We start from the raw sequence: 19237 nt of genomic DNA, 5'->3' as shown, positions 1-19237 counted from the left end.
ATATTAGAATTTGACATTAAGGGTTAGACCATAATTTCTTGTCAAAGGCATAGAAGCTCTTTCAAGTCCCTGAGCATTACTATTGTTATAGTTTGTTTCCGGATCAATGTTTGGCACTTTATCATAAATTGTCCATAAATTATGAGCAGAAAATGCTAAACTGATCGACTGAAATGGTGTTTTTGACAAATATTCTTTTGGAAAATTATAAGCAAAAGAAATCGCTCTTAATTTCACAAAATCAGCATCATAAACAAAATTTGATGTTACATCACTATAACTTCTCCAATAATCGAATGCAGAAAGTGTTGTATTTACCGGGTTTCCGTTTGTATCGGTTCCTGATACCGCAACGCCACCTTCACGACCCGGAAGCGTAGTTTCAGATAATCCGTAACGTGTTCCTAACTGGTTGGTTGCAGAGTAAATTTCGCCTCCAAATTTAGCATCTACAAATACAGAAAGTGTGAAATTTTTATAAGAGAAATCATTTGAAAGTCCCATTGACATTGGCGCAACACCTTGTCCTGCAATGATTAAATTCCCTCTTAAGAATTTACCCGATGGGTCAAGAACAATATTTCCGTTTGCATCTCTTAAATAATCATAGGCTTTGATCACACCAAAAGGCTGTCCTTTTTCAAGAACTACAGAAGCTCTTGCATCTCTGTTATCGTCTAATAATTTCGTTGTAATTTTATCTGAAAGATTCACTACTTCACTATCATTATAAGCAAAATTATAACCCACACTCCAGCTAAAATTTGGTGTTTTTACGGCTTTCATATTGATGGCAAATTCAACCCCTTTATTCAAAATTTCACCCACGTTGATTTTTGTAGTTCTGTAACCAGATGTTTTCGAAATATCAGCATCGGCAATATCGTTTGTGGTTCTTTTTTGGTAAAAAGTCAAATCTGTACTTAATCTGTTATTGAAAAAAGTATTTTCAAAACCAAATTCAATTGTACTTACATTATAAGGTTTCAGGTATTTGTTTGGAACTGTATCTCCATTAACACCCAAAATTGGCTGACCTTGCGAATCTGTTTGTCCGTCTGGCGTATTGTAGGTTAATGCTAATGCATAAGCATCTGGCAATGCACCTCCTACGTTACCCCAACCTGCTCTAATTTTTCCGTATGTCATCCATTCCGGTAATTTTACTACCTCCGAATAAATAAAACTCGTACTTACAGATGGATAAAAAGTACTGTTATTTGAGGGATCTAAAGTTGAAAACCAATCTTCGCGACCTGTTAAATTGACAAAAAGGAAATCTTTATATCCTAAATCGGCAGAGTAAAAAAGAGAATTTACTTCGCTTTCAGAAAATAATTTTTCAGTTCTTACAGGCTGTGTATTGGCATAAAAATATTTGAATGGAACAATAAAATTATTTCCAGTCATTTTAATACCGCTCATTCTGTTATGCTGACGGTTTGCACCTATAAAAGCATCTAATGAAAGGTTTTTAGCAATATCACCTTTGTAACCTAAATATCCGGAAGCATTTACTTCTGATCTGGTTTGGATTTGATCGTTAAGTGATCCTCCAGGAGCGTAATTAATTCCTGTTGGTTCAATTTCGGTAAATTCATAATTGATATCATCGATACCAATTACGGCTTTCGCGTAAATTTTATCTGTAATGTTATAATTTACTTTTGCCGAACCTATGAAACGTTTTCTAAGATCTTCGTTTAAGGTTTCTTGTGTTGCAAAATAAGGATTTGTTTGGTAAACATTTGTAGCAAAATAATCTGCTTCGCCACCGTTTTCGTCATACGCATTGCTGATCCATCTGATGTCTGTTCCAGGAGTCATAAAAGTAACCGGAAAAGAAGGATTTTTTGGGGCATCATTCAAATAAGGTCGGTTATGACTTTTTTCAGCAATATATTGGGCGTTAGTTTCAATACTAATTCTTTTATTTGGTGCCGAATTTAAACTCAAAGACACGTTGTTTCTTCCAAATCGGGTTCCCGGCAAAATAGATTCGTCTTTTGTATTTCCGAAAGACAATCTGAAATTTGTTGTTTCATTTCCACCAGAAATAGCAAGTGTATTACTGAACGAATATCCGGTTCTGTAGAAATTCTCCACATTATCCTGACCATAAGCCTGGTAAGGTCTGGTTGTTCCGTCGATTGATACAGAAGGTGTTCCGTCGTATTTATCTCCCCAGGCAAAATAGTAGTTATCTCTAAGTTCCTGCAAACTTGTAAATCTGGTTGCAACGCCATTTACAGGCTGTCCCGCACCGTATTGATCCTGCCATCTTAAAAGACTTGCCGGTGTATTAAACGTAGAATTTGTGCTGAAATCTACGCCAATTCCTGTTCCGCTTTTTCCTTTTTTGGTTGTGATCAAAATAACACCGTTTGATCCTCTGTATCCGTAAAGTGCAGAAGCGGCACTACCTTTTAATACCGACATCGAAGCGATATCATCCGGATTGAAAGATGACATACCATCACCTTTATCTGCACCACCATACAGTCCGGCATTTCCTTGTTGCGTATTATCTATGGGAATACCATCGACAACATACAAGGGTTGGTTCAGTCCCGAAGCAGAAGTTGCACCACGAATAACAACACGGCTTGATCCGGATGGCCCTGACACCGGCGCCGAAACGTTTACTCCGGCAATTTTTCCCTGAAGTGCATTCCCTAAATTGATTTCTTTATTTTTTGTGAGGTCATCTCCTTTTAGTTCTCCAACTGCGTATCCTAGACTTTTTCGCTGTTTTTTAACCCCAAATGAAGTTACGACAACATCTTTTAATTCCTGTGTATTTTCTAGCAATACAACTGAAATTCTGGTTTCATTCTCCTGAAGTACTACTGATTTTGATGCAAAACCCATAGAAGATACATTTAAGGTAACTTTACCTTCCGGAACGTTCATTCTAAATCGGCCTTCAGCGTCTGTAATTGCACTAAAAGGTTTTCCCTGAACTTCGATTGATGCAGCAACAATTCCCTTGTTGTCTCCATCTGCTACTATGCCTGTTATTAAGCGGTTTTGTGCTACAGCTCCTAAGCTGCTCAACAACACCATCGCTAACATTGCCAATATTCGTTTCATAAGCATTTTTTGGTTTAATTTTCGTTTTGATTTTGTTTTGTTTGTTTAATCTGCTTGTTTTAATAATTAATAAAAATTTGAACTCCATTCTATATGGTATTCAGTGGTCTCCACACATCGAATACTATTGGTTTATAGCGACATAGGTTTTCTATGTTTCACGCAATCGATATAGCAAAGTAGATATAACTGTATTGCGGATTATTTATTTTACTCAACTAAAATTTTACTAAAACGATTTAGTAAAAACAATTAAAAAAAAACAAATCACTTTGCTCTTATTTTTTCTATTTTAAGATGGTTTTTAAACCGATTCTCTTATAATTAATTTTCCTTTTTTAAGGCTCTTTTCTACTTTATAAGCTTCCATATCCGTCATTTGACTCATCAACAATTGTATCGATTTAACAGCAATTTCTTTTATTGGCTGTTCAATCACTGTAATGGTTGGCGTATGTAATTTAAAACTGTCATGATCGTCAAAACTAACAACCGAAATATCCTGCGGAATCTTGATTCCCATATCTTTAAAAGCTTGCAAACCTGTAAGTCCCATGTAATTTGTCAGAAATATAACGGCATCAATTTCTTTATTCTTCTGAAAAAATTCTACCACAGCTGCAATTCTATTTTGTTCATAGCTATGATATTCCATGTGAAGAACAAGCGAATCTTTATAAATCCCCACTTCTTTTAACGCGTCTCTGCAACCATCTTCCCTCAATGACATCTGAATCATTTCAGAGGTATTATTAACAACTGCAATATTCTTACAACCTTTCTTAATCAAGAATTTAGTAGCTGAATATGATGCTTCGTAATTATCCATTGCAACATGGCTTACTCTTTGTCCCGGAAAATACCTGTCTATTAAAACTACCGGTTTCTTCAATTTAATAAGAAGCTCAACACTTTCCTCCAGATTTTTTGTGGGAGTTATAATAAAACCATCTACGTTTGCCTGCAAAAGACTGTGTATTAATTCTTGTGAACGTTCATCATCATCACCTGTACTGCAATAAAAAACTCTGTAATCGATATTTTTAGCTTCATCTTCAATTACTCTGGCCAAATCAGCAAAGAACTGATTGGAAATATCTTCAACAATTAAACCAATAGATCGCGTTTTTCCGGTTCTAAGGCTGGTCGCTATCATGCTTGGTCTATAGTTAAGCCTTTCTGCTACCTCTTGTACTTTTTTAATAACAGCACCGCTAATTCCCATTTTCTCTCCCTTCCCATTAATGACAAAAGAAACCGTAGATATGGATACTTCGGCTTCTGTAGCAATATCCTTAATAGTAATCTTTTTCATTCAGTAGGTTGTGGTTTTGTAAGCATATTAACGATATAACAAATATAGGCAAAAACAATTACTAAAACGATTTTGTAATTATTTTTTTGAATAAATCATTTTTTTATTCAACTAAATCAGAAGAATCATTAGTAAATATAGGCATTTAGCAAATAATTATTTTTTTTATAAGGTTATTTTGACCATTACGAATTATTAGTAATAAACGCTCAAAATAATATTTGATTTTGAGTTGTCAATGATTTTTTCAAGTCTTTTAAAGAAGTTTTCACTTACCATTGGACAACCGTGACTGTTTGATATGTAATAATCTTGTTCCTCTTCCGGAACTGCAGAATAAGGGTGTAAAACAATAGCTCTTTTTAGCGCATTGCTGTTGGTTTCGTCCAGACCGGATAATCGATATGATTTTCCAAAGTTTCCGTGGTAAGATTTACCTACAACGTATTTTCCTAATGAACTACTATTTGAATTGGCTTCATTGCTAAACACCAATTCTCCCCTCACTTTTGTTTCAGAACCAGAACCATTTGCAACCAAACCCTGATCTAAAATTTTATCATTTACCAAGTCATAAACAAAAAATCTGTTTTTGCCTGATTTGATTTTCATGTCAACAAAAAAAGCAATTTTGGTATTGTAGCTTGCTTTTGTATTTATCATTGTTTTTACTTCATTAAGTTGACTGTTAAATCTTTCCAGCTCCGCATCCGACATGTTGTTGTTATCTTTTAGACCGCCAAAAAAACTTGCAGTAAAGAACAATATCAAATTAAATATTTTCATAAAATGTATTTTTAAAATTTAATAAAAATCTAAGTAAACTGAACTTTTATTTATCCTGATTTCATTTCAAATATAAACCTGGATTTAATTATGCAAATTTACATTCGAACAAAAACAAAAACACACTTTAAAGATTTGTAAAACAAAACAATACGACTTATTTTTTTTCAATATTATATACACAAATTAAGCATAAAAAAGCCCTGTAAACATAAGTTTACAAGGCTTTTTTATTTTAAGTATTTTAAAATTTTATTCGATAATAACCGGCGTTTCCAAAGCTTTATCTTTTGATTTTGCCAATTGGTTTACTCTCCACATTAAAAATACTGTCATTAATGTAACTACTGCAATTACATAACCCAATATATCATAATTTTCTAAGGGTGAAGTTTTCGTTTCCTGATGAACAATAAACCCGGCACAAACGGCTGCAATTCCGCCCGCAATTTGCTGCAAAGAGGAAGTAATAGACATATAAGCACCGCGATCTTTCATTTCAGGAATTGCTGTATTAAGCGTTGTCGCCGGAATCATTCGGCTCATAATTCCCATAAAAAGAATCATATTGATTACTACAATTTCCCATAACGGAATTGGATCAAGATTGGTGTAAATTAAAATCATTATAACAGAAATCACAGATCCTGCCGCAAACAATTTAAACTTACTTACTTTATCACTCAATTTCCCAATCAAAGGCATTATAAAAAGTACCGAAAGTCCGGTGAAGAAAAACACCATCGGCAATTGAAGATGACTGATATGAATGTTGTTTACCAAATAGGCGGTTCCGAATGGCTGTAGCATAAAACCTCCAACAGAAAGAAAGGCAATTGCTGTAAATCCTACCTGATAATGTTTGTTGCTTAACGTGTGCCAAAGATGCAAAAACGGATTTTTTTCTGACTGCAATTCTAAGTGTTTGGTTATCGGCTGCATTTGTGTAATTATGGCAATTAAAATAAGGACTCCTAAAACGGCAATCATAATAAATGCCGAATGCCAGCCCCAGTTATTGGCAAAATATAATCCTACCGGAATACCCAAAATCTGACTGGTTGCAAATGCCATTTGAATAAAACCCATGACGCGCCCTCTTTGCTGAATAACAAATAAATCGGTTACAATTGCCAATGAAACCGAACCAATAACACCGCCAAAAAGTCCGGTAACGATTCTTGCCATCAGCAACATTAAATAACTTGTAGAAAGGGCACAAAAAACAGTTCCGATAATGAAACCGGTGTAAAAGAAAATCAAGAGTTTTTTTCTGTCAAACTTATCGGCAAAACCTGCAGCAAGCAATCCCGAAATTCCGGCACTAAAGGCGTACGCAGAAACAGCAAAACCAAAGTTTGCAGTTGTCATATCCAATGTTTTCATCAGGATATCTCCCAAAGGAGAAATCACCATAAAATCGAGTATGACGGTAAATTGTAAAAGTGCCAGTATGGCAATAATTATTTTTTGATGTGAAGTAAAAGCAAAGCTTTCTGTTGTATTTTTTTCCATATAAGAATAGTGATATTTTGATTAAGGTAATTCCTGGCACTCGTGGCCAAGTTCATTGATGATGCCGATAATTACTTCTGGCTGCAGCGTTTCTGAAACAACGCGAAGTACACGATCAACATCTTCACAATCGACACTCCATTGCTGAATATCCTTGTGATTGCCCAATGTGGTATTGATAGCACAATCCGGATATATTTTATCAATGTTTGTTTTAAAAATGTGTATTTTGTGTAAATCTGTTTCCATAATTTTTCATGGTTTTAGTGCTTTAATAGTGGCCTGAAAAGATTCTCTCATTATTTCTTTGGTCAACACAAATGGTTTTCCTCCCATACTTTTACCTTCGGTGTGAAAATTCAGTAAAGTATACAATGGTCCATAAGCGATGCTCCAAAAAGCTTCAAATGTCATCGGAATTAGCTCTTTATTTTTCAATCCGTTGTCGATAAACTGTTTCATAATAGCTCTGAAATCTGAAAACTCTTTAATTGAATCTAAAATAGTTTCTGCATGAGGTGAATGTTTAATTATTTCAAAAAATGCAACTTCTTTTGGATATTTCATCGTAAAGTCGGCGCGGTTTTCCCATTGTTTCCACAAACCTTCTTCAAAGGACATATCCGGCGAAAAATCTTTTACAGTTCCCGAAAAGAACTTTAATGCCATTTTTCCGCCTATTTTCTGAATTAAATCATCTTTGTCTTTGTAATAGATATATAAAGTGGCGACAGAAATAGAACAGGCTTTTGCTAATTTATTCATGCTAAAACCCTGAAATCCATCTCGTACAATTTGGTCGATTGCATTTTCAATGACCAAATTTTCTTTATCAATATCTCTTATTCTCATGACAACTATTTTTAGCAAAGTTAAAACAATAAATGAATGAACATTCTTTTATTTATTATTTTTTTATTCTTTATGAAAAAAAACTTTTAGTGCGATTATATAAACACATAGAAACATTAATTTTATTGACTTACATCAAACTTTTCCATCTTAAACAACTTTAGATTTGCGGGGTAAAATTTCAAAGTCCATTATAAATTAATACTTCAAGATGATAGATATATTAGTAAGTCCGTTAGAAAAATTTGGTTTAACCAGTCATGAACGTGTAGAAAATGCTTTAAAATATCTTCAAAATGGAAAAGGTATTTTACTCACAGATGATGAAGACAGGGAAAATGAAGGAGATTTGATTTTTTCGGCAGAACATATAAATGTTTCTGATATGGCTTTGATGATTCGGGAATGCAGCGGAATTGTTTGCCTTTGTCTCACAAATGAAAAAGCAGATGAACTGGATTTACCTTATATGGTAAAAGAAAATACGAGCAGTTTTCAGACTCCATTTACAATTACTATCGAAGCCGTAAAAGGCGTAACAACCGGAGTTTCTGCAGCAGACAGAGTTACTACAATTAAAACAGCCTGTCACGAAAATGCAAAACCTGCAGATTTATCAAGACCGGGACATATATTTCCGCTTCGTGCAAAGAATAACGGTGTTCTGGAAAGAAACGGACATACGGAAGGAAGTGTCGATTTAATGAAATTAGCGGGTTTAAAACCTCAGGCTGTTTTGTGTGAATTGATGAATGAGGACGGAAGCATGGCAAAACTGGACAAAATAATTAGTTTTGCCGAAAAACATGATTTAATAGTTTTATCGATCGGGGATATTGCCTATTATCGTAAATTTGTTAGAGACTACATTTAAATTTATGATATACGAACAGCTTGGTCATTACATCAAAAAAAATATCGAGATTACAGATGAAGATTTAAATATCATTCTTTCTTATTTTAAACCTTTAAAACATAAAAAGAATGATTTTTTACTTTCTCAGGGACAAACCAGCCAGCAGAGTTTTTTTGTTGGCAAAGGCTGTTTGAGGATTTTTTTTATTAATGAAGAAGGAAAAGATGTTACGCGATATATTGCTTTTGAAAATCAGCTGGCCACGGCTTTGGTTAGTTTTATAACAAAATCTCCTTCAGCAGAATATATTCAGGTGGTCGAAAAATCAGAGCTTTTATGTATCAGTCATGAAGATTTTAATTATTTGATGGAAACTATTCCGCAATGGCGCACTTTCTATTGTGTTTATCTCGAAAAAGCTTATGTTAACAATACCAACAGACTGATGTCTTTTACCACTATGGATGCATTGGAAAGATACAGCCAATTATTAAAAGTAAACCCAACTATTGTAAAACGACTTCCAAATAAAATTGTGGCTTCGTATATTAATATTTCGCAGGAAACTTTAAGCCGATTAAAATCTAAAGTTTGATTTTAAAAATAAGGAGTAAAATTCTGTCAAACTGATAATCAGCAACATCCGTATTAAAAATCAAAACGATATAAAAGAAAATACTATATTTGCCCGGCAAAAAAATCCACAATTAGTATTCCTTTATTTAAAAACATCTTTGAAATTCACTTTAAAAAATATCTCTTCAGGCCGAAACTTTTTCATTTTAGGAATTATTTTTATTGCCCTTACGCTACTTTCTCTTTATGTGTTAAGTAATTTAATTACTCAAATCACCGAAAAAACAAATACAGAAAGTACAAAACGAAACTTTTTGAAAAGACAGGAAGTTGTACAACAGGAATTTTCACGTTTTCTGGATACTCAAAAAGAGCTAGACCATATTATTAAGATCAGTAATTCTGAAAATCTTGCTGATCATTTGGAGGTTTTAAGTACGCTTCATGCCAATGACAGTTTGATTAAAAACAATTGGTTTCAGATTAACGATGCCAAAATCAAATTTACTACCTCTAAAAGCAGTTCCAATCTTGATGCAGCTATAAAAGATTTTATTGGTAAAAATAATTCCAAAAATCAATCAAATACTATTGTTAAGGATAATGAAAACTTTTTTTGGAGAATTTACTTTAAATCAATTTCAGATAAAGGCACAATTGTTCGATATGGTTATGATGTCGATCTAAAATCGCTGCAATCATATTTTGCTAATATCAATAAAAACCTGCCTAATTATGCTTTTGTTTTTGATAAAAACGGAACAGTTCTTTATCATCCGGAAGTAAAACTTTTAGAAAAGAATGTTTTTAGGATTACTAATATGACTCCGGCAGATACTACTTTTATTAATGATGAGTTTTATGGTAAAAAAATTGCACTTTCAGAATATTTAAAATTAGACATTGTACGATATACTAAACGTCTTAATGTAAAAAACACGAATTGGTATGTGAGCGTTAACTCTCCAAAAGATATTGGAAGCGAAGATGTTGATGCTGTAAAAAAATATGCTTCGCTGATATATGTAATTACAACTTCGATACTGATTCTTTTTTTCTATCTTTTTACTATTTTCAATAAAAAAACATTTAAGGAAAAAGCTATTCTTTCAAAAGAAAAAAACAAGCTTCTTTTAGAAAATGAAAAAATAAATAAAGAAAAAGCACTCATTCAGCTACAACAGCTGAAAGAACAAATTAATCCACACTTTTTATTCAATTCGCTCAATTCACTTTATATGCTAATTGACGGTGATACGGCCGTAGCACGTAAGTTTACTTTGAATCTTTCTAAAATTTACCGTTACCTTATTAATCCTCCGGTTCAGAATATTGTAACGCTGCAGGAAGAACTTCTTTTCATAGAAAAATACATTTTTTTACAGCAAACCCGCTTTAAAGATGAGTTTGTTTTTGAAGTGGACATTATTGATGATGAAAGCGTTTTATCAAAAAAAGTTCCTTATCTGGCTTTTCAGATTGTAATTGAAAATGCCATAAAACATAATATTGCTTCTGATGAAAGTCCTCTAAAAATCACTATTGAAATAAGAGCAAACGAGGTTATTATAACTAATAACGTGAATGAGAAACAAAGCTTTGGCCAAGAGTCTAAATTTGGTCACAAATATTTAGAAAGCATCTATAATTATTACTCTAAAAATGATTTTCAGGCCTACAAAAAAGACGGGAAATTTACTTGCATTTTACCGCTTATTGGCTAAAAAGAAAACATTCACTCCCAAAAAAAAGCCATTCACTCCATTTTGTTTTTTTTAACATTATTTATAAAATAATTTCGGCAAAAATTAACCTAAACTTAACTTTCATTATGAGGGAAAAGGCATTATTGACGAACCTAAAAAACGTTGCTTTGGTAGCTTTGCTATTAAGTACAGGAACAATGGTTTCTCAAAAAAAGAATAAAAAAGACAAAGACAAAACTGAACAAGCTGCAGATTCTCTTAAAACTTCAAAAGGGAAAAAATACGATGATCTTATCAAACAAGGTACATTCAAAAAAGGTTTGTTTAATACCATTCAGGTAAAAACAGATTTATATTTAGAAATCAATGATTCTTTGTTTCAAAGAGAATTTTTGGTGGTTAATAAAATTTCAAGCGTTCCTATGACGATTAACGAGCGAGGGCTTAACAGAGGAATGAACTACGAAAACAAAATTATTACTTTTCATAAAGATCTAGTTGCAAAAAAGGTTTGGGTAAAATCATCTGTGCCTAATGTTTCATCACCAACGGGAGACGCTATAACGGCTTCTGTGAATGCTAATTTTTCTGAATCAATTATAGAGGTTTTTGATATTGAAACAAAAAACAACGACTCTACTTCGATTGTAATCAAAGCAAATAAAGTTTTTGACGGAAAACAAAAGAGTTTCAATGATGTTTTAAGCAATATTGGTCTTAGCGGATCTCTAAAATCGGAGCTTTCGTATATAGAAAGTGTGAAAACTTTTCCAAAAAATATAGTTGTTAAATCTCAGCTTAGCACTTCGGTTTTCGAAGACGGCATTGCCATTTCGGTTACTCTGGGCGTTACGAGTAATATTATATTATTAGATAAAACTCCGATGCACCCTCGTTTTGCAGACAAACGTGTTGGTTATTTCTCTGAAAAACACTGGTATTTTAGTGATGATCAGCAGGAAATGCGTGAAAAAGAATTGATAACACGCTGGAGATTAGAACCTAAAAAAGAAGACCTTGAAAAATATAAAAATGGCGAATTAGTAGAGCCTAAGAAACCCATTGTTTACTACATCGATCCATCGACACCTAAACAATGGCGCTCCTATATCATCGAAGGGGTTCGTGACTGGCAAATCGCGTTTGAAAAAGCGGGATTTAAAAATGCCGTTATCGCAAAAGAACCTACAGATGAAGATACAGATTTTGACATCGACGATGTTCGTTATTCTGTTATTACGTATGTCGCTTCGCAAAAGTCAAATGCAATGGGACCAGCGGTTGTTGATCCAAGAAGTGGCGAAATTATCGAATCAGACATTATCTGGTGGCATAATGTGATGACGTCACTTCATAGCTGGATGCGCATACAAACCGGTGCAATTGACCCAAAAGCGAGAGGAAACAAATTTAGTGATGAACATATGGGAGAAGCAATTCGTTTTGTTTCGTCTCATGAGGTTGGACACACTTTTGGTTTGAGACATAACATGGGCGCTTCATTTGCTTATAATGTAGAATCGCTTCGATCTCCAGATTTTACGGCAAAAATGGGCGGTACTGCTCCTTCTATTATGGATTATGCCCGATACAATTATATCGCGCAGCCAGAAGATCATGTAGAAGCGATTACGCCAAAAATTGGTGAGTATGATAAATACGCTATCGAATGGGGCTACAGATGGTATGCTAACGAAAATGAAGAACATACCGCTTTAAACGCTTTGATTACGAAACATCAAAATGATCCTATTTATTTTTATGGAGAACAGCAAAGCGCCGACGCTACAATTGATCCGCGTTCTCAATCTGAAGATTTAGGAAATGATGCCATGAAAGCCGGAGAATACGGACTGAAAAACTTGAAAAGAGTGGTAAGCAATATTCTGGACTGGACGTATGATAAAGACGAATCTTATTTTGGAACAGGTAACCTATATATTGGCGCAATTGGTCAGTGGAATTTGTACAACTACCATGTTTTAAGCAATCTTGGCGGAATTTATTTAAATACTACAGTTCACGGTGATAATAAAGCGAGTTATGTTGCAGTTCCGGCTGACATACAAAAAAGAGCTGTGGCTTATTTATTAAAAAACACTATTACGCTTCCTCAATGGTTGTTTTTTAATCCAATTTTAGACAAAACGAATCCTTTAAAAGATACTCCGGTTGGGCCTTATGAGTATACACCTTATACTTTGGCAAGAGAACTTCAATACGGAATTATGTATAGCATGTTGAGCGACGATCGTTTGCTTCGAATTACTGAAAACGAATTGTTTCAGCGTAACGAAACCAAAGAGAATGTATTTACGGTAACGCAATTATTTAAAACATTACGCCAGAATATTTTTGCTTCGACAATTCAGAATAAATCACTTACGATTTTAGAGCGTTTGACTCAGAAAAATTATGTTGATGTTTTAATTGTATCAACAAACAAACTTTTTGAAAAAACCGAACCTAAAAAAAGTATCGCAATTCACGAAAGCCTAAACATGCCGCAATTGTGTGATTATTTAGATAATTCTAAAATGGCACGCAATATTAATCAGTCTGCCATGAAAAGAGTTTCGGAAGTTACTTCTGATAAAAAAGGAGAATTGAATCAGGTTTTACAATTATTAAAATCAAAAAGAAATATCGGAAATCAGGAAACTAAAAACCATTATTTCGATTTGATTCAACGCATAGAAAGAGCATTAAACAACACATTATAAATTTTTAACCAAACCCAAATTTCAGAATGAAAAATCTATTTTACATGCTGAGTTTTCTCCTTGCCCTGTCCGGGTATGCCCAGGAAACCAGAACTATTAAAGGAAAAGTAACTGATTCAAAAGATGGTATGCCCCTATATGGTGTATCTGTCTTTGTAGAAAATGCTTCTATTTCAAACAGCACACAACAAAAAGGTGTAATTCAAAGTTCAAGCCTTGGTACCGTTACTGACTTTGATGGTACATTTTCACTACAAATAAACGGTAACGTAAAGTTTTTAAGGGTAACTTATATTGGATATGAGTCTACATCACTTGAAGTTACAAATCAAAAAAACTACAATGTTAGTTTGAAATCTGAAACTGCCGAATTAAAAGAGGTTGTGGTTACAGGTTACCAAAAAATCGAAACCAGAAAATTAACTTCTGCTATTAGTAAGGCTAACATGATCGACATCCAGCAAGCGGGTGTTGCCAGTATTGATCAATTATTGATTGGTCAGGTTACGGGTGTTGCCGTTACTCAAAATACAGGTGCTCCTGGTACTATCGCAAAAGTGAGAATTCGTGGTACAGCTTCGCTTTCAGGACCACAAGATCCATTATGGGTTTTAGATGGTTTGCCTTTAGAAGGAAATGATGTTCCGCAAAACTACGATAAAGACAACATCGATCAGTTGACTAACTTTTCTATCGCAGGATTAAACCCTGAGGATATTAAAGATATCACGATCTTAAAAGATGCTTCTGCAACTGCTATTTACGGAGCAAGAGCTGCAAACGGTGTTATCGTTGTTACTACTAAAAAAGGTAGAAAAGGAAATATGAGAGTAAACTTTACTACGAATACTTTCCTTACACAAAGACCGGATTTTTCTAAATTGAACTTGATGAACTCATCTCAAAAAGTTGATTTTGAATTAGGAATGGCTGCTGATCCAAATTTAACTTACAGAGATACTGGCGGAGAAGTTTCCCGTATTTTAAATGGTGCTAATGAATTAGGAGCTTACAGAGCAGGAGGTTTTTCAGCTTTAAGTACAGATTCTCAAAATTCTATCAATGCATTAAGAAACAACAATACAAATTGGGGTAACTTATTGTATCAGGATGCAGTAAATACACAATACGGTTTGAGTTTATCTGGTGGTGGAGAAAAATCTGATTACTACTTCTCTCTTGGAGCTTATGACGAAGAAGGAACTACAATTGGAACTGGATTCAACAGATATAACCTTACCTTAAAAAACAATTTTGAAGTAAGCGATAAATTACGTGTTGGTATTAGTATTTTTGGTTCACAAAGTACCACAAAATCTTATGTAACAGATACAGATGGTTTTACAAATCCTGGAAATTATTCAAGAACTGTAAACCCTTATTTAACGCCTAGAAATGCTGATGGAAGTTATAACTACGATAAGGATATTGCAGGATATGGAAATAATTCTGTATATGTTCCTTTTAACTTCCTTGAAGAGAGAGAAAATACATCTTACGAATTAAAAAACAGAGCTATAAAAGCGATACTTGATATTGATTATAACATTACTAAAAACTTCAAAGCAACTACTCAGGTAGGTCTTCAATTTGACAATAATGCTTCTGAAAAATTTGCAGATAAAGAAACGTATTACACCAGAAAAGAAAGAGAAAAAACAAGAAGATTTAGTGGCGGAGTAGCTACTTATTTCCTTCCTGAAGGTGGAATTATTCAAAATTCAAATACTGACTTTTTTCAGTACAACTGGAAAACAATGTTAAACTACAGTGCTGTTTTCAACCAAAAACACGAGGTTGAAGTAATGGCCGGTAGCGAATTAAGAAGAAATTACAATACTTCTATAGCAACTAAAGGTTTTGGATATAACCCAACAAATTTAACGACTAAGCAAATCGTTTTCCCTAACGAAAGTATTGCAAACCAGGCTGACTACAGAACATATCAAAAAACAGAGAATGAAAATGCATTTGCTTCATTCTTTGCTACAGCATCTTATACTTACAACAGAAAATATACTGCTTTTGGTAGTGTACGTTACGACGGATCGGATTTATTTGGTGTAGACCCTAAATACAAATACTTACCATTATGGGCTATTTCTGGTTCTTGGTTAGTATCTGAAGAAGATTTCTTAAAAGAAAGTACACTTTTATCTACTTTAAGATTACGTGCTTCTTATGGTTTACAAGGAAATATCGACAAAAATACCTCTCCTTATGTAGTTGGAGAATATAAAAATGTAGTGTTATTACCTGGACAAAATGAGCCAACTATTTTTATCTCGTCTCCGCCAAATGATAAATTGAGATGGGAAAAAACAACCAACACCAACTTTGGTTTTGATCTTGGTTTGTTTAACAACCGTGTAAGTGTTGTAACTGATGTTTACGGAAGAAAAAGTAGCGATTTGATTGGTTTACAATCTCTTCCTATCGAAAATGGTTTTGAATTCTCTAATTTAAACTGGGCACAAGTGTCTAATAAAGGTTATGAGATTGCATTAACAACAAAAAATATCGAACGTCCTAATTTCTCATGGACTACAAACATTAATTTCTCTCACAACAAGAGTAATGTAGACCGTATTCAAATTAGAGAAAATACGTATACGCCTTCACGAGAAGGACATCCTGTGAATGCTGTATTCGCCCTAAAAACAGCAGGAATTGATGAAAATGGATACCCATTATTTATTAATAAAAATGGAGAAACCGTAAATACAAACACCTTTTTTGCCCTTTATGACCCTTATGTAGATCTTTTTCCTGGAGAAATATCGCAATCGCGCTTAACAGCAACAGAAACACGTGACCTATTTACCTACGTAGGAGATCGTGACCCTAAATTTACAGGAGGTTTTATCAACACATTTAAAGTACATAACTTTGACCTAACCATTGCTACTACTTTTAATATTAAACAAACTGTAGTAGAAAGACCTCCTTATAGTGGAACTGAAGTAGATCGTGGACAAAACTATTCTACTCAAATTTTAAATGCACATTCAGCTACAAATACCAGCTCAAACCTACCTGGTATAGTGGGTAAAAATTCTGGAACAGGTGATTCATGGATGGCTTACGACTGGTATGCTACTGCAAATACAGTAGACTCATATGCTTTACTTGACACATGGGTAAAAGAGATGAGTTACATGAGATTAAGCAGTATTCGTTTAGGATATTCTTTACCAAAGAAAGCTACTAATAGTGTTTTCATGGAAGACATCAGATTTAGTATTGAGGGAAGAAACTTATTTGTTGTAAGTTCTGATTACAAAGGATACTTTGATCCTGAAACTTACGGAAATATCTATGCACAACCAATTCCTAGATCATTATCTATAGGATGTAATTTAACTTTTTAAACTGATTTAAAATGAAAAATATATTAAAATATGCATTCTTTTTCATCGCAGCTGCTACTACAGTAAGCTGTGATGATTATCTGGACGTACAGCCTGTTGGCAGAGTAATACCGGAAACATTAACAGATTACAGAAGTGTACTTACAAGAGGATACGAAGCTTTTCCTAAACATAAATCACTTACTACATTAAGAGGTGATGAAATGATTTTAGACCAATATAGTCAGGATTTCGCTTATTTCAGAGACATTTATGCATGGAATGACACAAACCCTGATAAGATTACAACAAGTTTTCAATACGATGCTCTTTACAATACCATTTTTTATGCAAATGTTATTATTAATGATGCAACAGGTAAACTTGAAGCCTCTGCAGATAAAGATCAATTAATTGGAGAAGCATATGCTTTAAGAGCTTATTCGTATTTCGACTTATTAAACTTATTTGCTAAACCTTACAATGCTGCTACTGCAGGCACTGACAAAGGTGTTCCATTAGCTTTAAAAGTAGATTTAGAGCAAGCTTATACTCCGGAAAGTGTTGCTAAAGTGTACGAGCAAATTCTTGATGATAAGGAAGAAGCTAAAAGATTGCTTACTAAAGACACTCAGACTAAAGGTTTGAACTATCGTTTTTCTAAAGCAGCTATTTATGCATTGGAATCTCGTATTTTCTTATACCAAAAAGAATGGGCAAAAGCTCTAGAAGCTGCAAACAATGCGCTAACATACAAAAATGCTTTAGTTAATTTAAATACTACTCCTGTTTTAACAACAAGCTATGATGGTGCAGAATCAATATTAGCACTTGAAGATGTTTTTAACAATAACTTAAAAGGGTCTGGTTATGTTTCTTCAGATTTATTAGATGCTTTTGATCAGGCAAATGATTTACGTTTTGGAGTATATTTCCAAAAAATGGGAGGCGATTTTGTATTTAGAAAAGGTGGAGAACTTGCTCAAAAATGTTCTTTCAGAGCATCTGAATTATATTTGACAAAAGCAGAAGCGTCAGCTCAGTTAAATGATTTAACTCCGGCAAAAACTACTTTGGTCACTTTCATCAAAAACAGATACAATGCAACAGGTTTCAACCAACTTAGTATCGAAATTGATGCAATGACTCAAACAGAACTTCTTGAATTTATAGCTCAGGAAAGACAGCGTGAGTTTGCTGCAGAAGGACACCGCTGGTTTGATTTGAGAAGAACAACTCAAAAATCAATCATGCACACAGTAATTGATAAAGATTACACATTAATCCAAAATGATCCGCGTTATACGTTGCCATTCCCCCAAAATGCACGTTTAAATAATCCAAACTTGTAGATTGAAATTAAGCTCCGTTTTTAACGGAGCTTTTTTTTACCTTTGCAAAAAAAAAGGAAAATGAAAATTGCCATCATTGAAGATGAACATCTGGCTTCAAATTATCTGAAATCAATTCTGGAACAACAACAAATTATCACCATAAGTGAAGTAACAATTTTAAAATCTGTAAAAGATGCTGTAGCTTTTTTTAAAGAAAAAATAGTCGATCTTGCGTTTATGGATATTCATTTGGGAGACGGAAAAAGTCTTGATATTTTTGAAGAAGCAACCATTTCATGTCCAGTTATTTTTATTACCGCTTATGATTCTTATGCCGTAAAAGTTTTCAAACATTTTACAATCGATTATCTTCTAAAACCTTATGAAGAAGAAGAATTACTAGAAGCGCTTTCAAAATACAAAAACATTAAGGAAACTTTCAATCCCAACCCCATTCTTGAATCTTTGGTAGAGATTGAAAATCAAAGCAGCATTCAGCATCATTTTTTAGTAAATCACAGAGATAAACTCATTTCAATAAATGATACTGCAATTCCCTATTTTTTTGCTACCGGAAAACATCTTTTTATTCATACCAATTCTGGAAACAGCTATTTATACAATAGCAATCTTAAAGACCTGATTAATAGTCTTGATCAGAAATTATTTTTTAAAATAAATAGAAAATATATCATCAACAGGCATCATATTCAGGAAATTGTAAAACATTCCAGTCAAAAAATTGAATTGCTTCTTGATCTGGCAGTTCCTGATACTGAACCGATTATTTTAAGTAAAAAAGAAATTAATAATTTCAAGAACTGGCTTAATTCGTAAATTAATTCAATTATTTTCTGCCGTAAAGATTTTGTTCATTTCGATTTTTATAATAAAACAAATCTTTTTTTTCAGGAGCTAATCCCGCTATCCGTTTCAATCTTTTACTCCATTTCATTACATAAAAGGATTTCCACTCCTATCGGGGCTAGGGCAATCATTTCGTAAGAATGTTTTCGTTTAGTTTGTCATTTCGATTTCTATGATAAAACCAAATCTTTTTGATAAGGGATTTGGTTTTTTATTACCGCAAAAACCCGATGGATTATTTTATTTCTTACAGCGTTTAAAATG

Annotated in this window: 13 protein-coding genes; 7 read left to right on the top strand and 6 right to left on the bottom strand. The window is 33.6% G+C overall.

Annotation, left to right across the window (positions count from 1 at the left end; translation table 11 throughout):
• Positions 1-3: 3 nt before the first annotated feature.
• The 6 genes from SD960_RS20775 to SD960_RS20750 all read right to left on the bottom strand — a co-directional run bounded on the left by SD960_RS20775 (position 4) and on the right by SD960_RS20750 (position 7561).
• A complete protein-coding gene (locus SD960_RS20775) occupies positions 4-3093 on the bottom strand; it encodes a SusC/RagA family TonB-linked outer membrane protein (protein ID WP_318805781.1) in 3090 nt (1029 codons plus the stop codon).
• Positions 3094-3397: 304 nt separating this feature from the next.
• Entirely contained in the window at positions 3398-4408 is a 1011-nt protein-coding gene (locus SD960_RS20770) for a LacI family DNA-binding transcriptional regulator (RefSeq protein ID WP_318805780.1), read from the bottom strand.
• A 195-nt stretch (positions 4409-4603) separates the two neighbouring features.
• Positions 4604-5194 (bottom strand): murein L,D-transpeptidase catalytic domain-containing protein, encoded by a 591-nt coding sequence (locus tag SD960_RS20765; RefSeq protein WP_318805779.1) that lies wholly within the window; start codon positions 5192-5194, stop codon positions 4604-4606.
• Positions 5195-5446: 252 nt separating this feature from the next.
• Positions 5447-6709, bottom strand: coding sequence for an MFS transporter (locus SD960_RS20760; RefSeq protein ID WP_073395313.1), 1263 nt, complete (start codon positions 6707-6709; stop codon positions 5447-5449).
• Positions 6710-6730: 21 nt separating this feature from the next.
• Positions 6731-6958 carry a hypothetical protein gene (locus SD960_RS20755; protein WP_073395314.1) on the bottom strand — a complete coding sequence of 76 codons (228 nt, stop codon included), beginning with the start codon at positions 6956-6958 and terminating at the stop codon, positions 6731-6733.
• 6 nt (positions 6959-6964) lie between these two features.
• Positions 6965-7561 carry a TetR/AcrR family transcriptional regulator gene (locus tag SD960_RS20750; RefSeq protein WP_318805778.1) on the bottom strand — a complete coding sequence of 199 codons (597 nt, stop codon included), beginning with the start codon at positions 7559-7561 and terminating at the stop codon, positions 6965-6967.
• 211 nt (positions 7562-7772) lie between these two features.
• Between SD960_RS20750 and ribB the strand changes: the two genes are divergently transcribed.
• From ribB to SD960_RS20715, 7 genes are all read left to right on the top strand, one after another.
• Positions 7773-8435 (top strand): 3,4-dihydroxy-2-butanone-4-phosphate synthase, encoded by a 663-nt coding sequence (gene ribB / locus SD960_RS20745; protein WP_318805777.1) that lies wholly within the window; start codon positions 7773-7775, stop codon positions 8433-8435.
• Between the two features lie 4 nt (positions 8436-8439).
• Positions 8440-9012, top strand: a complete 573-nt coding sequence (locus SD960_RS20740; protein WP_318805776.1) for a Crp/Fnr family transcriptional regulator — start codon at positions 8440-8442, stop codon at positions 9010-9012.
• 139 nt (positions 9013-9151) lie between these two features.
• Entirely contained in the window at positions 9152-10717 is a 1566-nt protein-coding gene (locus tag SD960_RS20735) for a histidine kinase (protein ID WP_318805775.1), read from the top strand.
• 107 nt (positions 10718-10824) lie between these two features.
• Positions 10825-13422: a zinc-dependent metalloprotease gene (locus SD960_RS20730; protein WP_318805774.1), complete on the top strand. Its 2598-nt coding sequence runs from the start codon at positions 10825-10827 to the stop codon at positions 13420-13422.
• 26 nt (positions 13423-13448) lie between these two features.
• Complete coding sequence (locus SD960_RS20725) at positions 13449-16793, top strand: SusC/RagA family TonB-linked outer membrane protein (RefSeq protein ID WP_318805773.1); 3345 nt, start codon at positions 13449-13451, stop codon at positions 16791-16793.
• Between the two features lie 11 nt (positions 16794-16804).
• Positions 16805-18124, top strand: a complete 1320-nt coding sequence (locus tag SD960_RS20720) for a RagB/SusD family nutrient uptake outer membrane protein (RefSeq protein WP_318805772.1) — start codon at positions 16805-16807, stop codon at positions 18122-18124.
• A 60-nt stretch (positions 18125-18184) separates the two neighbouring features.
• Positions 18185-18943 carry a LytTR family DNA-binding domain-containing protein gene (locus tag SD960_RS20715; protein ID WP_318805771.1) on the top strand — a complete coding sequence of 253 codons (759 nt, stop codon included), beginning with the start codon at positions 18185-18187 and terminating at the stop codon, positions 18941-18943.
• Positions 18944-19237: the final 294 nt, after the last annotated feature.

It is taken from the genome of Flavobacterium sp. MMLR14_040 (genome assembly GCF_033657265.1).
GTDB lineage: Bacteria > Bacteroidota > Bacteroidia > Flavobacteriales > Flavobacteriaceae > Flavobacterium.
The sequence above is the reverse complement of the archived record's forward strand: the minus strand, read 5'-3'. Positions and strand labels throughout refer to the sequence as shown.

What these genes read in the sequence shown, in the direction of transcription:
- SD960_RS20730 (WP_318805774.1), top strand. Translation starts at nt 10,825, where the DNA reads ATGAGGGAAAAGGCATTATTGACGAACCTAAAAAACGTTGCTTTGGTA.
- SD960_RS20715 (WP_318805771.1), top strand. Translation starts at nt 18,185, where the DNA reads ATGAAAATTGCCATCATTGAAGATGAACATCTGGCTTCAAATTATCTG.
- SD960_RS20720 (WP_318805772.1), top strand. Translation starts at nt 16,805, where the DNA reads ATGAAAAATATATTAAAATATGCATTCTTTTTCATCGCAGCTGCTACT.
- SD960_RS20775 (WP_318805781.1), bottom strand. Translation starts at nt 3,093, where the DNA reads ATGAAACGAATATTGGCAATGTTAGCGATGGTGTTGTTGAGCAGCTTA.
- SD960_RS20725 (WP_318805773.1), top strand. Translation starts at nt 13,449, where the DNA reads ATGAAAAATCTATTTTACATGCTGAGTTTTCTCCTTGCCCTGTCCGGG.
- ribB (WP_318805777.1), top strand. Translation starts at nt 7,773, where the DNA reads ATGATAGATATATTAGTAAGTCCGTTAGAAAAATTTGGTTTAACCAGT.
- SD960_RS20765 (WP_318805779.1), bottom strand. Translation starts at nt 5,194, where the DNA reads ATGAAAATATTTAATTTGATATTGTTCTTTACTGCAAGTTTTTTTGGC.
- SD960_RS20750 (WP_318805778.1), bottom strand. Translation starts at nt 7,561, where the DNA reads ATGAGAATAAGAGATATTGATAAAGAAAATTTGGTCATTGAAAATGCA.
- SD960_RS20760 (WP_073395313.1), bottom strand. Translation starts at nt 6,709, where the DNA reads ATGGAAAAAAATACAACAGAAAGCTTTGCTTTTACTTCACATCAAAAA.
- SD960_RS20770 (WP_318805780.1), bottom strand. Translation starts at nt 4,408, where the DNA reads ATGAAAAAGATTACTATTAAGGATATTGCTACAGAAGCCGAAGTATCC.
- SD960_RS20740 (WP_318805776.1), top strand. Translation starts at nt 8,440, where the DNA reads ATGATATACGAACAGCTTGGTCATTACATCAAAAAAAATATCGAGATT.
- SD960_RS20755 (WP_073395314.1), bottom strand. Translation starts at nt 6,958, where the DNA reads ATGGAAACAGATTTACACAAAATACACATTTTTAAAACAAACATTGAT.